General features: G+C 62.2%; 18 protein-coding genes and 1 pseudogene. 16 read left to right on the plus strand and 3 right to left on the minus strand.

Translation table 11 applies throughout. The features are described 5' to 3' along the window. From ACX93L_RS21160 to ACX93L_RS21185, 6 genes and pseudogenes are all read left to right on the plus strand, one after another. A pseudogene (locus ACX93L_RS21160) lies at positions 1–122 on the plus strand (S-(hydroxymethyl)glutathione dehydrogenase); the annotation flags it as partial. A gap of 8 nt (positions 123–130) precedes the next feature. Next, positions 131–961 (plus strand): S-formylglutathione hydrolase, encoded by an 831-nt coding sequence (gene fghA, locus ACX93L_RS21165; RefSeq protein WP_459406768.1) that lies wholly within the window; start codon positions 131–133, stop codon positions 959–961. A 281-nt stretch (positions 962–1,242) separates the two neighbouring features. Beyond that, the gene (gene xoxF5, locus ACX93L_RS21170; RefSeq protein ID WP_459406689.1) at positions 1,243–3,045 is read left to right on the plus strand and encodes a lanthanide-dependent methanol dehydrogenase XoxF5; all 1,803 of its coding nucleotides are present in this window, start codon (positions 1,243–1,245) and stop codon (positions 3,043–3,045) included. A 76-nt stretch (positions 3,046–3,121) separates the two neighbouring features. Then, positions 3,122–3,652: a c-type cytochrome, methanol metabolism-related gene (locus ACX93L_RS21175; protein ID WP_459406690.1), complete on the plus strand. Its 531-nt coding sequence runs from the start codon at positions 3,122–3,124 to the stop codon at positions 3,650–3,652. Next, positions 3,612–4,478 carry a substrate-binding domain-containing protein gene (locus ACX93L_RS21180; protein WP_459406691.1) on the plus strand — a complete coding sequence of 289 codons (867 nt, stop codon included), beginning with the start codon at positions 3,612–3,614 and terminating at the stop codon, positions 4,476–4,478. Before ACX93L_RS21175 ends, ACX93L_RS21180 begins: the two co-directional genes overlap by 41 nt. An 83-nt stretch (positions 4,479–4,561) precedes the next feature. Further along, positions 4,562–5,047, plus strand: coding sequence for a PQQ-dependent catabolism-associated CXXCW motif protein (locus ACX93L_RS21185; protein WP_459406769.1), 486 nt, complete (start codon positions 4,562–4,564; stop codon positions 5,045–5,047). Between the two features lie 42 nt (positions 5,048–5,089). On the opposite strand, the gene ACX93L_RS21190 is transcribed toward ACX93L_RS21185, so the two are convergent. Genes ACX93L_RS21190 through ACX93L_RS21200 form a run of 3 tightly spaced genes read right to left on the minus strand, consistent with a single transcriptional unit; the run spans position 5,090 to position 7,123 of the window. Then, entirely contained in the window at positions 5,090–6,064 is a 975-nt protein-coding gene (locus ACX93L_RS21190) for a glutaminyl-peptide cyclotransferase (RefSeq protein WP_459406692.1), read from the minus strand. A gap of 4 nt (positions 6,065–6,068) precedes the next feature. After that, positions 6,069–6,602: an SRPBCC family protein gene (locus ACX93L_RS21195; protein WP_459406693.1), complete on the minus strand. Its 534-nt coding sequence runs from the start codon at positions 6,600–6,602 to the stop codon at positions 6,069–6,071. Between the two features lie 8 nt (positions 6,603–6,610). Next, the gene (locus ACX93L_RS21200; protein WP_459406694.1) at positions 6,611–7,123 is read right to left on the minus strand and encodes a DUF3280 domain-containing protein; all 513 of its coding nucleotides are present in this window, start codon (positions 7,121–7,123) and stop codon (positions 6,611–6,613) included. Positions 7,124–7,247: 124 nt separating this feature from the next. Between ACX93L_RS21200 and ACX93L_RS21205 the strand changes: the two genes are divergently transcribed. The 10 genes from ACX93L_RS21205 to gfa all read left to right on the plus strand — a co-directional run bounded on the left by ACX93L_RS21205 (position 7,248) and on the right by gfa (position 14,871). Continuing rightward, on the plus strand, positions 7,248–8,435 hold the full coding sequence (locus ACX93L_RS21205; RefSeq protein ID WP_459406695.1) for an ABC transporter substrate-binding protein: 1,188 nt from the start codon (positions 7,248–7,250) through the stop codon (positions 8,433–8,435). Between the two features lies 1 nt (position 8,436). Next, positions 8,437–9,411: a YVTN family beta-propeller repeat protein gene (locus tag ACX93L_RS21210; protein WP_459406696.1), complete on the plus strand. Its 975-nt coding sequence runs from the start codon at positions 8,437–8,439 to the stop codon at positions 9,409–9,411. Positions 9,412–9,449: 38 nt separating this feature from the next. After that, a complete protein-coding gene (locus ACX93L_RS21215; RefSeq protein ID WP_459406697.1) occupies positions 9,450–9,917 on the plus strand; it encodes a cupredoxin domain-containing protein in 468 nt (155 codons plus the stop codon). Positions 9,918–9,944: 27 nt separating this feature from the next. After that, on the plus strand, positions 9,945–10,196 hold the full coding sequence (locus tag ACX93L_RS21220; RefSeq protein ID WP_459406698.1) for a hypothetical protein: 252 nt from the start codon (positions 9,945–9,947) through the stop codon (positions 10,194–10,196). Between the two features lie 91 nt (positions 10,197–10,287). Then, positions 10,288–11,262 (plus strand): ABC transporter substrate-binding protein, encoded by a 975-nt coding sequence (locus ACX93L_RS21225; protein WP_459406699.1) that lies wholly within the window; start codon positions 10,288–10,290, stop codon positions 11,260–11,262. Positions 11,263–11,317: 55 nt separating this feature from the next. After that, positions 11,318–12,016, plus strand: a complete 699-nt coding sequence (locus tag ACX93L_RS21230; protein WP_459406770.1) for an ABC transporter permease — start codon at positions 11,318–11,320, stop codon at positions 12,014–12,016. Further along, positions 12,013–12,642, plus strand: coding sequence for an ABC transporter ATP-binding protein (locus ACX93L_RS21235; RefSeq protein WP_459406700.1), 630 nt, complete (start codon positions 12,013–12,015; stop codon positions 12,640–12,642). The genes ACX93L_RS21230 and ACX93L_RS21235 overlap by 4 nt, the downstream gene beginning before the upstream one ends. 2 nt (positions 12,643–12,644) lie before the next feature. Then, a complete protein-coding gene (locus tag ACX93L_RS21240) occupies positions 12,645–13,373 on the plus strand; it encodes an ABC transporter ATP-binding protein (protein WP_459406701.1) in 729 nt (242 codons plus the stop codon). Then, entirely contained in the window at positions 13,370–14,161 is a 792-nt protein-coding gene (locus tag ACX93L_RS21245; RefSeq protein ID WP_459406702.1) for an ABC transporter permease, read from the plus strand. The genes ACX93L_RS21240 and ACX93L_RS21245 overlap by 4 nt, the downstream gene beginning before the upstream one ends. Positions 14,162–14,301: 140 nt before the next feature. Next, on the plus strand, positions 14,302–14,871 hold the full coding sequence (gene gfa / locus ACX93L_RS21250) for an S-(hydroxymethyl)glutathione synthase (RefSeq protein WP_459406703.1): 570 nt from the start codon (positions 14,302–14,304) through the stop codon (positions 14,869–14,871). Positions 14,872–14,985: the final 114 nt, after the last annotated feature.

Here is a 14,985-nt window from a genome sequence, read left to right on the forward strand (position 1 = left end):
ACATGGACGGCAAGATCCAGATCGACCCGATGATCACCCACACCATGCCGCTCGAAGACATCAACAAGGGCTTCGACATGATGCACAAGGGTGAATCCATCCGCGGCGTCGTCGTCTATTGAGCGCGATGATGGAACTCGTGTCGCAAAACCAGTGCTTTGGCGGAACGCAGTCGGTCTACCGACATGCCTCCGAAGTCTGTGGGGGTGAGATGACCTTTGGTCTCTACCTGCCGCCGCTCGCCAGAAGCCGTCCGGTACCGCTGCTGTGGTATCTCTCGGGCCTGACCTGCACGCACGAGAATGCGATGACGAAGGCGGGCCTGCAGCGGCATGCATCGGAGCATGGGCTGGCCGTGGTCTTTCCCGACACGTCTCCGAGGGGCGAGGGCGTGGCGGACGACCAGGCCTATGACCTCGGTCAGGGCGCCGGTTTTTACGTCAACGCGACGCAGAAGCCCTGGGCGCGCCACTACCGGATGTATGACTACATCGTTTCGGAGTTGCCGGCACTCCTGCTGGAGAGCCAGCCGCTTAACGGCATTCATGGAATTACGGGGCATTCCATGGGCGGCCATGGCGCATTGACGATCGCCTTTCGCAACCCCGCGCAGTTCCGGTCGGTTTCGGCCTTTGCGCCGATCGTCAATCCGACTCGCTCGGATTGGGGGCGAAAGCAGTTTTCGGCCTATCTCGGCGACGACGAGGCGCACTGGGCCAATTACGACGCGTGCCTTCTGCTGGCGGAGCACGGATGGGATGGCGACATTCTGATCGATCAGGGCGCCACGGACCAGTTTCTGGAGCTGATCCGACCGGAAGCCATGGCGCAATTGATGGCGGAACGGCGCCAGCCCGGCATCCTGCGCATGCAGGCCGGCTATGACCACAGCTATTTCTTCGTCGCGAGTTTCGGCGAGGACCATGTGCGTTGGCATGCGGAGCGGCTTCGCGCCGCCTGAACACGAATGCCGCCGCTTCCCCTGCATCAAGACGGGAAGACGTTGCGGCTGGAATGCAGAGTGAGAGCGGGGACGGGCCGAAGATCGTGTCTGTTGCACCGTGCCCAAAACGGAGAGGAGGAAGAACCGGTCAGTGCATGCGGTCGCGGTTCGGGAAACCGATGCCGCCGGCCATGGGGGAATTCTCGCGGAGCCGATGCCGGGATGGAGGAGACCGAGAGGTCTTCCCGGCGCGAGGGGGGTGAATGACCCCGATCGGTAACACCCAACGGGAGGATATGATGAAACGACTTCTCATAATGCTTGCAGCGCTGTCGATCGGCGGCGCGCAGGTCGCAGTCGCAAATTCGGACCTGCAGGCCAAGATCGATGACCCGAACCAATGGGTTATCCAGACTGGCGACTATGCCAACCAGCGATACTCGAAGCTTGACCAGATCAACAAGGACAACGTCAACAAGCTCCAGGTCTCCTGGACCTTCTCGACCGGTGTCCTGCGTGGTCACGAAGGGTCTCCGCTGGTCATCGGCGACATGATGTATGTTCATTCGCCGTTCCCCAACACGGTCTTCGCGCTGGATCTCAGCAAGGAAGGCCAGATCGTCTGGAAGTACGAGCCCAAGCAGGATCCGGACGTCATTCCGGTGATGTGCTGTGACACCGTCAACCGCGGCGTGGCCTATGCGGACGGCAAGATCTTCCTTCATCAGGCCGATACCACCGTCGTCGCGCTCGATGCCAAGACGGGCAAGGTGGTCTGGAGCGTCAAGAATGGCGATCCGAAGAAGGGCGAAACCAACACCGCGACGGTTCTGCCCGTCAAGGACAAGGTGATCGTCGGCATCTCCGGTGGTGAGTTCGGCGTCCGAGGTTCTGTCACGGCCTATTCGATGGCCGACGGCAAGCTCCTGTGGCGCGGTTACTCGATGGGCCCGGACAGTGACACGCTGATGGACCCGGAAAAGACCACCCACCTCGGCAAGCCGGTCGGCAAGGATTCCGGCCTGACCACCTGGGAAGGTGACCAGTGGAAGATCGGCGGCGGCACGACCTGGGGCTGGTACTCGTATGACCCGGAACAGAACCTGGTCTATTACGGCTCCGGCAACCCCTCGACGTGGAACCCGGCACAGCGTCCCGGCGACAACCGCTGGTCCATGACGATCTGGGCCCGCGATGTCGACACAGGCATGGCGAAATGGGTCTACCAGATGACGCCGCATGACGAGTGGGACTATGACGGCATCAACGAGATGATCCTGACGCAGCAGAAGATCGGTGATGCCGATCGCAAGTTGCTCACGCATTTCGACCGCAACGGCTTCGGCTATACACTCGACCGCGTGACCGGCGAGCTGCTGGTGGCCGAAAAGTATGATCCGGCCGTCAACTGGGCGACGGAAGTCGTCATGGATCCGAAGTCCGATCAGTATGGCCGTCCGCAGGTCGTTGCACAGTACTCGACCGAGCAGAACGGTGAAGACGTGAACTCGACGGGCATCTGCCCGGCGGCTCTCGGCTCCAAGGACCAGCAGCCTGCGGCCTACTCGCCGAAGACCGAGCTGTTCTACGTACCGACCAACCACGTCTGCATGGACTACGAACCCTTCCGCGTCAGCTATACCGCCGGCCAGCCCTATGTCGGGGCGACACTGTCGATGTACCCGGCTCCGGAAAGCCATGGCGGCATGGGCAACTTCATCGCCTGGGACAACAAGGAAGGCAAGATCAAGTGGTCGCTGCCCGAGAAGTTCTCGGTCTGGTCCGGTGCTCTTGCCACCGCCGGCAACGTGGTCTTCTACGGCACGCTCGAAGGCTACCTGAAGGCCGTCGATGCCGATACCGGCAAGGAGCTTTATCGCTTCAAGACTCCGTCGGGCATCATCGGCAACGTCATGACCTACAGCCATGGCGGCAAGCAGTATGTGGCGGTGCTCTCGGGCGTCGGCGGTTGGGCCGGCATCGGTCTCGCAGCCGGTCTCACCAACCCGAATGAAGGCCTCGGCGCTGTCGGCGGCTATGCGGCACTCAGCGACTATACAGCGCTTGGCGGCACGCTGACGGTCTTCGCGCTGCCGAACTGACGCTTACTAGCCCAAAAACTGGCGCGGGACCTGACGACCCGCGCCAGTTCCTTCTCAAGGCCCAAAAGGACAGATCATGACCCGACTTGCCAAAGCGATGCCGATTGCCCTTGCCGCACTGCTCTTTGCCAGCGCAGCCTTGCCACAGGATGCGGAGCAGAAGCCGGACAATATCACTGCGGTGACCAACGAGAACGGTCGCTATCTGACCGCCGACGGCATCCCGACCTACAAGATCGCGCCGGATGGCACGATCGACTGGCTGACCTATTCCGGTTTCCGCCGCTATCATTCTGAATGCCATGTCTGTCATGGACCGGAAGGCGAGGGATCGAGTTATGCGCCCGCGCTCAAGAACTCGGCGGTCGCCATGGACTACTACGATTTCGTCGATGTGGTCACGAACGGTCGCAAGAAGGTGGATGCCTCACACAACTCCGTCATGCCGTCCTTCGGCGATAACGTGAACGTCATGTGCTATCTCGACGACATCTATGTCTACCTGAAGGCGCGCGGTACCGATGCGCTGCCGAGAGGTCGGCCAGGCAAGAAGGAGACAAAATCCGATGCGATCCGTCAAGCGGAAGCCGACTGCCTCGGCCACTAGGCGGCTCGCGACCTTGGTCGCGCTGACGACACTCGCCTGCGGCGAGACGGGCGCACTCGCGCAGACATCGGATCTCGTGTCGAAATCGGCGTTGCGGGTTTGTGCCGATCCGGCCAATCTGCCGATGTCCGACCGTTCCGGCGCCGGTTTCGAAAACAAGATCGCCGAGCTTCTCGCTGCGGAACTCAAGCTTCCCTTGCAATACACCTGGTTTCCGATGGCGACAGGCTTCATTCGCAAGACGCTTCAGGCCAACAAGTGCGACGTCGTCATCGGCTATGCCCAGGGCGACGAAATGGTGCTCAACACCAACCATTATTACACCTCCGGCTATGTCCTGATCGTGTCTCGGGACGGGCCGCTTGCCGGGGTGACGGCGATCGGCGACCCGCTGCTCAAGGACAAGCGGGTCGGGGTGGTGGCCGGCAGCCCACCTGCGACCCACATGGCCCTTCGTGGGCTGATGTCGAAGGCGAAGGGCTACGACCTAATGGTCGACCGGCGCTACCAGGATCCGGCTGGTGATATGCTTGCCGATCTGGAGGCTGGGACGATCGATGCCGCGATCCTTTGGGGGCCGATCGGTGGACCGCTGGTAAAGCGCGATCATCCGAAGCTCAAGCTGACGCCGCTCCTGGCCGAGCCGCTGCCGCCCCGCCTCTATTATCGCATCACGATGGGCGTGCGGCAGGGTGAAAAGGTCTGGGAACGCAAGCTGAACTCGCTGATCCGTCGCAACCAGGCGAAGATCAACGCTGTCCTTTCGGAGGCAGGGGTTCCCCTTCTCAACGACATGGGCACAGGACCGCTGGAGGCACCGAAGTGAGAAGCGCGCTCGGCTTCTGCGTCGTTCTGGTGGGTCTCGGCCTCGCTCTGCCGGCGAAGGCGGAGGAGCCGCCGGCTGCCCCTATGGTGGAAGAACCGGTCGGTTATCGCGAGGATGCTTACAGGGCGCCCGTTCCGGCAACGCTTTCTGGTGCCTCGGTCGTCACGACGACCGAGGCCCACGCGCTCTGGGAGGGAGGCAATACGGCATTCGTCGATGTCCTGCCGCGCACGCCAAAACCTGCGGATCTGCCGGCGGGCACGATCTGGAAGGAAAAGCCGCATGTCTCGATCAAGGGTGCGCTCTGGCTGCCGAACACCGGCTACGGAAAACTGGCCGACGTAACGCTTGCCTATTTCCGGCAAGGCCTTGAAAAAGCGACGGGCGGTGACGTCAAAGCGCCTCTGTTGTTCTTCTGCCTGCCCGACTGCTGGATGTCCTGGAATGCCGCCAAACGCGCGGTCTCGCTCGGATACACGCGCGTCTATTGGTATCCTGAAGGCAGTGACGGGTGGGCGGCGGCCGGCCATCCGACGGAGACCTTGAGACCGGAGCCCGGCGGGGAATAACCTCACTGCGACGTAAGCCGTACGATCCTTAGGGTGCCTGTGTCACGGCTTTGCAGGAGCGCTGTCTCCGGCAAAGATGGTGCCCGTCCGGCGGGATATGAACTGGCCGAAAGCGCGTGGACCGTCGCCGGTTGGAATGGAGCCCGTCACCTCGAGCGTGTCCGCGTCGATCACCGACAGTGTATTGGAATCCCAGTTGGCGACGATGACGTGGCGGCCGTCTGCCGTCGTGTCGATACCTTCGGGGTAACCATCGACGGGGATGACCTTGACTGGGACATAGGTCTTTGAATCGAAGACGCTCACGCTGTCGTCATACTGATTGGTGACGAAGCCGTGGCTTCCGGCAAAGGCGATGCCGTAAGGCCTTGATTTTGTCCGAACCTTGCCGAGGACCTTTCCGCTTTCCGGGCTGATCGCCGTGACGGCATCGCTGCCGACATCGGCGGAAAAGAGGCGTCCGTCCGGGGCGAAGGCCAGGCCAAACGGGCGCTCACCGACGGTGACGCGGTGGCGGAGAGCGAGTGTCTCGGCATCGAAGATCGAAACCTGGTTGGAATCGCGGTCGGCGGTTGCCAGATGGCGACCGTCGGGCGAAAGGGCAAGCCCTGCCGGGGCACTTCCGGTCGTCAGGCTTTGCCGCAGGGCAAGATCATCGGCACCGAGCACCCAGACGCGTGCATTGTACCAGTCGGAGACGAAAAGCCGGTTGCGGGTGTCATCGACGGCGACGCCGATCGGTCCCCCGTCGAGCCGAATTTCCGCGTGTGGGGCGCCACCGTCGAGATCGAAGCGCCGCAGGGTCTTGCTGTCGGGGCTTACGGTGAAGACCGATTTCAGGCGGTCCGAGACGGCAACGCCGGCCGGCATGCCCGGAACGGGGATGCGCCGGATTTCCTCCATTTGCTCGAGGTCGATGACGCTCAGGTCACTGGAAGACTGGTTTGTGACATAGGCGTAGTCAGCGAGCGACGGTCGCGGCATCACGGATGCCGTGACCAGTCCGAGCGCAATCATGAGGCTATTTGCCGAACTTCGCTTCAAGGGCATCGAGACCTGCCTTGTAGACCGCCGTGACTGCTGCAATTGCCGCCGCATCGTTGAGGTTTTCCGGCGGGTCGTTGTTCGGATAGCCGCGGTAGAAGGCGCCACGCCACTCGACATGCGAGCCACCGCCGGCGCCCGGGGTGACGGTCAGGTGGGAGGAATAGTTGGTGACCGGCAGGACCGACACGTCGACGGCCGTGATCCGGTACGAATAGCTCATCTTGGTGGCATCATATTTGTAGAGCTCCTCCGCGATGGTCGGGCCGCCCTCCTTGCCAAGCGTCAGGGTGCGCGTCGCACCGATCGTGTTATCGCCCTTGCCCGTCGCCGAAAAGACCGCCGGATGCCAGCTCATGTCCTGGAAATTGCCGATCGTCGCCCAGACCGTCTCCGGCGGCGCCTTCACGTCGATCGCAAGCGAGAGCTTCTGCCGGGTCGGGCCGTGCGCCAAGGCAAGCGACGGCAGCAGGAGCAGAAATGTCAGCAGGAAATGACGAAGCAGGCGCATGGGTTTCCTCACATTTTCTTGAACATATGGTTCTTCAGGATGTAGTTTAGGCCGCGAAGCCAGCTCTGATCCGTGTTGGAGCGGATGTCGACGGCAAGTCCGCGCAGCATCTCCCCGCTTTCGACATCGCGCAGCACGAGATTCATCGAGAGAATCAGGTTGGAGACCTTCTGCACCTCACCCACCAGCACATAGTCGGCGCCGAGTTCCGCAGCCATTCTCCGCTCGCAGCCGTAGCAGTGGGCAGGGTTGGTAACCGTGCGGAGTTCGTCTGCGACCGGATCGTTCTCGATGATGCGGAAACCCTCTTCCGCAAAGCGCTTGCGCACCTCTTCTTCCAGCAGTTGTGTTCGCGCCGTCTGGTCGGGGCGCACTCCGTCATAGGCACCCTCGGTGGACGTATCGATGAAGGTCATGCCGAAAAAGGCGATCCGCGCTCCGGGCATCAATGGTTTGTCCAGCGCGGCCATGGCAAACGCGGGGATCAGAAGCAGACAGAGGGTCATCAGAATGCGCTGCATGCTTCCCAGCCTAACACAGCGGCAGGGCCGCACCACGATCCATAAGTATCGGTTTCGTGCCACAAACCTCGCTGCTATTCTCCACTTTAGGATGAGTCAGGACGATTGGGAGGTCATTCCGGCTATGCCTAACCCGCGGCTTACGCTCGCCCTGTTTACTGCTGCCCTTTTTGCTGCGCCCACATGCTGGGCCCTGGAGGTCAAGACCGCGGTCCTGCGGGTCGATCGCCCGTCCCTGCCACCGATCTCGCGTCTCGACGTGGCGCCGGACGATCTCGGCTTCGCCGGAGCCGAGCTCGGAAACGAAGACAACGGGACCACCGGGGCCTTCACGGGGATGGATTATCAGCTGACGACAAAGGTCGTTCCTCCGGAAGAGGCGGAGGCGGCCTTCGATGCGTTGAGGGCGCAGGGCGTCAGCCTGTTCGCCGTCATCTCTGACGGCGCCACATTGAAGGCACTGGCCGACCGCGCGGGGCCGGATGTGCTCATCCTGAATGCCGGTGCGAGAGACGATGCGCTGCGCGATGGCGACTGCCGGGCGAATGTCCTGCACGTCTCCCCGAGCCGTTCGATGCTGTCCGACAGCGTGATCCAGTTCCTGATGTGGAAGAAGTGGTCGCGGATCCTGCTGATCTCCGGCTCGCATCCGGAAGACAAACTGTTGGCCGAGAGTTACAGAAAGTCGGCAGCGAAGTTCGGGGCGAAAATCGTCGAAGAACGCGAATTCCTCGACACCGGTGGTGCCCGGCGCACGGATACCGGCCATGTGCTGGTGCAGAAACAGATCCCGGTCTTCACCCAGGATGCCGAGGAGCACGACGTCACGGTGGCCGCCGATGAAACGGACGTGTTTGCGGCCTATTTGCCCTATCATTCCTGGGACCCCCGGCCTGTTGCCGGATCGGCGGGCCTGATGCCTCTCTCCTGGCATCCGGCGCACGAATCCTGGGGCGCGACCCAGTTCCAGCGCCGTTTCGAAAAGCTTGCGCGCCGCGGCATGCGGGAAGAGGATTACCAGGCCTGGCTTGCCATGCGGGTGATCGGCGAGGCGGTGACGCGATCGGGCAAGGCCGATGCTGCGTCGATCCGTGCTTACGCTCTGTCGGATGAATTCGAGCTTGCCGCCTTCAAGGGGCAGAAGCTCACCTTCCGCTCCTGGAATGGCCAGATGCGCCAGCCGATCCTGCTCGGCGATGGGCGGATCACGGTCTCGGTGTCTCCCCAGGATGGATATCTGCACCAGCATTCGCCGCTCGATACACTTGGCATCGACCAGCCCGAAACCACCTGCCGCGCCTTTGGAGGATAGTATGAAATCAGCCTGGACGATCCTGCCTGCCGCCCTGCTGTTGGCCGGACCTGCGCTCGCGAACAAGGTTTTCGTCACCAACGAGCGCGGCAACAGTGTGACGGTGCTCGACAGCAAGACCTGGGAGAAGATCGGCGAGTTTCCGGCAGGCAACCGGCCGCGGGGCATTACCATCAGCCCCGACGGCAAGGAGCTCTATGTCTGCGCATCGGATGACGATGCCGTTCGGGTCTTCGACCCGGAGACCTACAAGGAGCTTCACACGCTGCCGTCTGGTCCTGATCCCGAACTCTTCGCGCTCAATCCTTCGGGGAACCCTCTCTATATCGCGAACGAGGACGACAATCTGGTGACCGTCGTCGACACGAAGAGCCACCAGGTGCTCGCGGAGATCCCGGTCGGCGTAGAGCCTGAGGGCGTGGCGGTCAGTCCGGACGCCAAGACGCTGATCAACACGTCGGAAACGACCAACATGGCGCATTTCATCGACACATCGACGTTTGAGATCGTGCACAACGTGCTTGTCGATCAGCGTCCGCGCTATGCCGAATTCACCGCGGACGGGAAGAAGCTGTATGTCAGCGCGGAAATCGGCGGCACCGTTTCCGTCATCAATCTCGGCGGCGAGGGTGAACCCAAGGTCGACAAGAAAATAACCTTCGAGGTCCCGGGGGTGCTGCATGAATGGTTGCAGCCGGTCGGCATCAAGGCGACGAGCGACGGGTCCCGTATCTTCGTGGCGCTCGGTCCCGCCAATCGGGTCGCGGTGATCGACGCCAAAACCGATGAAGTGCTCGATTACCTGCTTGTGGGCCAGCGGGTGTGGCAGATGGCGTTCACACCGGGGGAGGAGTTCCTCGTGGTAACCAACGGCAATTCCAATGACGTCAGCATCATCGATGTGAAGGCGGAAAAAGTCATTCGTTCCGTACCGGTCGGCGAGCAGCCCTGGGGGGTCGTGGTCGCGCCGAACTGACCGGCCCAAGATCCGTTTTTGATGGGAGAAATTTTCAGATGAACAAAAGCTTCACCGTTCTCGCCGCTACGTTTTCGGCCCTCTATCTGGCAAGCCCTATGATGGTTGTTTCTGCCACGGCAGCACCGCTCTGCGACAAGCTCGGCTTTGCCGGCCTTCTGGCCAAATGCAACCGCGGCGAACCGATCGAGATCACGCTCGCGTCCGGCAAGCCGCTCGGCAAGGGCGACGTGGCCCTGCAGTCCGGCGCCTATTACGAGATGAAGATCACCGCGGATGGTTCCGCCGAACTGGCCATTTCGGGCGCTCCCTTCTTCCGGGCGATCTGGATGAACGAGATCGTGATCAACGGCATAGAGGTGCGGCCGATGGCGGTCGACAGCCTGGAATTCGACGAGGCCGGTGTTGCGACCATGTCGTTCATCGCGATCAAGCCGGGCAGCTACGAGGTTCGCATTCCGAACACCACGAGCGACAGCCAGAAGATGACGATCACCATTCAGTAAGCCATGACAGACAGAAGGAACAATACGATGAAGGTGATTTCGATAGCGTTTCTGGGTTTGATGTTGGCCGTACCCTCTGTTGCTTCGGCGGCGGAGGTTGCTGCCGACAAGCAGAAGGCGATCCAGGACATGCTGAAGACCATGCAATGCGAGGTGGATCCCGCCAATATCGAAGCCTCGGGCGAGGGGTTTGAGCTCGACGACGTGTTCTGCGCCGACGGGCAGTATGACATGGATCTCAATGCCGATCTGTCGGTTGCCGAGAAACGCAAGGAATAGTCCGACCACCGCACGGCGGTGCGAATCGTGTAGAAAGCGGTCGGACAAGGAGCCCGGCACGGCTGGTCGCCGCGGCAGGGGAGGAGGAGCAATGGATAACTTGAGAGGTTTGTTCGCAGGCTGTCTCCTGGCGCTCGGTTTGTCGAGCGCCGTCATGGCCGAGGATCTGCCGAAACTTCGTGCCGCGATGCTGGCGTCTGGCACGGTCAACTGGGAGATCAGCACGATCAAGGCGAATGGGTTCGACAAGGCGAACGGATTCGAGATGGCGGTGCAGGACTATGCCGACAACGGGGCAACGCGCGTCGCCTTCGAAGGCGGCGACGCCGACACTATGGTCGCCGACTGGATCTGGGTCGCCTATCAGCGTGCCGCCGGCAAGGACTATGTCTTCATCCCCTACTCCCGTGCCGTGGGAGGTCTCGTCGTCAAGGATGACAGCCCCGTCAAGGCGCTGCCGGATCTCGCCGGGCAGAAGATCGGGATTGCCGGTGGTCCGCTCGACAAGAGTTGGCTCATCCTGCGTGCCTACGCGAAGAAGAAGCATGACATGGATCTCGCCGGTGCGACCGAACAGGTCTTCGGGGCTCCGCCATTGATCTTCAAGGCAGCACTTTCCGGCGAGACCGCCGGCGCGGTCAATTTCTGGCATTTCCTGGCGAAAATGAAGGCCAAAGGCATGCATGATCTCGTCACGGTTTCCGATGCTGCGACCGAGCTCGGGCTCGATCCGGATACACCGCTGCTGGGCTATGTGCTGAAGGGCGAATTCGTCAAAGCGCACCCGGAGGTCGCGCAGGGGCTCTACAAGGCGTCCTCCGCGGCCAAGAACCTGCTGCGCACCGACGACAAGGCCTGGGATGGCCTGCGTGGCCAGATGAACGCGGCCGATGATGCCGAGTTTACCGCCCTGCGCGACGGCTATCGGGCCGGCATTCCGAGCGGCAAGCCGATCGACGAGGCGGCGGCCGACCGGTTCCTGCGGCTGATGGCCGAGCTCGGCGGCGAGGAGCTCGTGGGGAAGGCAACCACATTGCCGGAAGGGGTGTTCCTGCACCTTGAGTGAAACGCTGAAAAACGCCGCGGTCGTTCGCACATTCTCGCTCGGACTGATCCTCCTGATGTGGACGGTCGCGGCAACGTTGACGGCGGATGCGAGTGTCTTGCCGCAACCCTGGGCGCTCACCGATCCGTTCGTCCGGGCCGTTGGTTCGGGTGACCTGCCCTATCATCTCGCGATGACCCTTTTTCGCGTTGTTGCCGCTTTCCTGCCTGCGATGCTGATCGGTGTGGCGATCGGCTACCTGATGGGACGTTATCCGGGCGCGGACCGGTGGCTCGATCCCTGGCTGGTCGTCTTTCTCAACCTGCCGGCGCTGGTGCTGATCGTGCTGTGCTATCTGTGGATCGGTCTCAACGAGACGGCGGCGATCCTTGCCGTCGTGCTCAACAAGATCCCGAACGTGGCGACCCTCTTGCGGGAGGGCGCGCGCGCGCTCGATCCGAATCTCGACGCCATGGCGAGCGTCTTCCGGATGCGACCGATGGCACGGCTTCGCCATGTGATCCTGCCGCAGCTTGCGCCGTTCATCGCCGGGGCCGCGCGCTCCGGCGTCGCGGTGATCTGGAAGATCGTGCTGGTGGTCGAGTTTCTCGGCCGTTCCAGCGGGATCGGCTTCCAGATCCACTTCTACTTCCAGCTCTTCGACGTTGCGATGGTGCTCGTTTATGCGCTGACCTTCATCGTCGTCATGTTGATGGTCGAGGCCCTGATCCTGCAGCCGGTCGAACGGCGGGCGCGGGCCTGGAGGACGGCATGATCAGGATCGATGTGCGACGCAAGGCCTTTGGCGAGACGGCGGTCCTGAAGGACGTCCGGTTCGAGATGCGGCCGGGCGAGGCAGTCGCGATCCTCGGACCTTCGGGCGTCGGCAAGTCGACCTTGCTGCGTGTGATCGCCGGCATCGACCATGACTTTGAAGGTCAGATCGTGCGACCGCAGGACGTCGCCATGGTGTTTCAGGAGCCAGTCCTGCTGCCGTGGCGACAGGTCCTGGAAAACCTGACGATCGTTCATCCCGAACTCGACCGTGATGCAGCCATGGCTGCGCTTCGCCGCGTCGGCATTGCCGACAAGGCTGATCTTTTCCCCGGACAGCTCTCGCTTGGTCAGCAGCGTCGACTGGCCCTGGCGCGGGCCTTCGCAGGTCGCCCGTCGCTCCTCGTCATGGACGAGCCCTACGTATCGCTGGATCCGCAGACGTCGGAGGAGATGCTGGAACTCACCGAGGCGCTGATTGCGGAGACACGGCCGGCAATCATTCTCGTCACCCATTCAGAGGCGGAGGCGAAGCGCCTGGCCGGGCGCACCCTTCGTCTCGTCGGGCAACCCGCGACTATCATCGACTCCGGGGGCGGGCAGCTCTTTGCCGGGCGGGAGGGATAGCCATGCCGGGCCTCGACATCAGCCATGTCAGTTTTCGCTATGGCAAGCGTCGGGCGCTCGATGACGTCAGATTCACAGTCGAGCCCGGCCGTTTCTGTGCCTTGCTCGGGCCGAACGGTGCCGGTAAGTCGACATTGTTCGCACTCCTGACGCGGCTGATCGTCGCCGACGAGGGGACCATCAACATCGCCGGTTTCGATATCGCGCGATCGCCGCGCGCAGCACTTGCACGGATCGGCGTCGTCTTCCAGCAACCGACCCTCGATCTCGACATGACCGTGCGGCGCAATCTGCGTTATTTCGCCGGGCTTCACGGATTGTCCGGTCGGCCGGCCTCTCTCGCCATCGATGCTGCGTTGACCCAACTCGGTATGGCCGAGCGCGCCGACGAAACGGTCAGGGCACTCAACGGCGGCCATCGGCGGCGCATGGAGATCGCCCGCGCCCTCATTCACGGCCCCGACATTCTGCTGCTCGACGAGCCGACGGTCGGCCTCGATGCGGCGTCGCGAAAGGCGATCACGGATCATGTCCATGACCTGGCAGACAGCGGGCTCGCCGTGCTTTGGGCCACGCATCTTGTCGACGAGATTGCGCCCACCGATCAGGTCGTGGTGCTCCATCGCGGCCGGGTGCTCAGCAATGGAGGTGCGGCCGAGCTGGCGGAAGAACGGGGGCTTGCAAAGGCCTTTCTCACCATGACCGCCGAAGGGGACGAGGTAAGCCCATGAAAGCGTGGTTCGTCGCCCTGATCGCCATCGTGACGCGCGAGAACATGCGGTTCGTGCGTCAGCGCGGGCGTTTCCTCGCTGCGCTCGTTCGTCCGCTGGTCTGGCTCATCGTTTTTGCCGCCGGCTTTCGCGCCGCTCTCGGCGTGTCGATCATCCCGCCCTACCAGACCTATATTACCTACGAGGTCTACATCCTTCCCGGTCTGTGCGGCATGATCCAGCTTTTCAACGGGATGCAGTCGTCGCTCTCCCTGGTCTACGATCAGGAGATGGGCTCGATGCGCCTGCTCCTGACCTCGCCCCTGCCGCGCTGGTGGCTGTTGTTTTCCAAGTTGCTTGCCGGTGTCATCGTCTCCATCCTGCAGGTGATGGTCTTTCTTGGGATTGCCGCGCTGACCGGCATCGAGCTGCCACCGCTCGGCTATGTGGCGGTCCTGCCGGCGCTGCTTCTCAGCGGGCTGATGCTCGGGGCTTTCGGATTGCTGATTTCCTCGACCATCCGCCAGCTGGAGAATTTTGCCGGCGTGATGAACTTCGTCATCTTTCCGATGTTCTTCCTGTCGTCTGCGCTTTATCCGCTCTGGAAAATGGCCGAGAGTTCGCCGCTGCTCCGCGACATCTGCGCCTACAATCCCTTTACCTACGCGGTCGAACTCATCCGCTTTGCGCTCTATGGCGAGTTGAATGTGGAAGCCCTTGCCTGGGTCTGCGGATGCTTCGTCGTCTTCATGCTTGCTGCGCTCTGGGGGTATGACCCCGCGCGGGCGATGCTGCGGTCACGTGGCTGAACGTTCGGCTATCTGATGCGGCCAGCGGGCAGGCCGCCGAAAACCGCCACTTTCCGCTATGTTGCCGTTCCCCCTGTTTGCTCCGATCCTGTCCAAGGCTCGAGACGCCAGAGATGTCTGGAGCATAGGAGGAGGAACCCATGATCAAGTTGCATCCGTCCATCGACAACGGCTTTCCGCCTGCCAAGCCGGGCTTTTCCGGCGGCACGCTGAAGTGCAAGTGCGCCACCAATCCGGTGACGGTGGAAATCAGCTCACAGACCGCCCATAACCATGCCTGCGGCTGCACCAAATGCTGGAAGCCGAAGGGTGCGATCTTCGCTCAGATCGCCGTGGTCTCGCGCGACAAGGTGAAGGTCACGTCCGGCGCCGACAAGCTGCAGATCGTCGATCCGAGCGCCACGATCCAGCGCTATGCCTGCAAGGACTGCGGGACGCACATGTATGGCCGCATCGAGAACACCAAACATCCCTTCTACGGCCTCGACTTCGTGCACACGGAACTCAGCGACGAGACCGGCTGGTCGCCGCCGGAATTTGCTGCTTTCGTATCGTCGGTCATCGAGAGCGGTGTCAGCCCCGACAAGATGTCGGAAATCCGGGCTCGCCTGAACGAGTTGGGACTGCCTCCCTATGACGCGCTGTCGCCGGCGCTCATGGATGCGATCGCCACCCATATCGCCAAGCAGTCGGGTGCACTTGCAGCCTGACGCGAGGCCTATCGCTCCTCCCCCAGGCCCCGCCCTGGCCGTTTCCTCAGGAAGCGAACCAAGGGTGGGGTTTGAGGTGCCTGGCCGCTCTCATTACGGGAGAGGCCTGAGACA

The organism is Rhizobium sp. CAU 1783, from assembly GCF_054551725.1.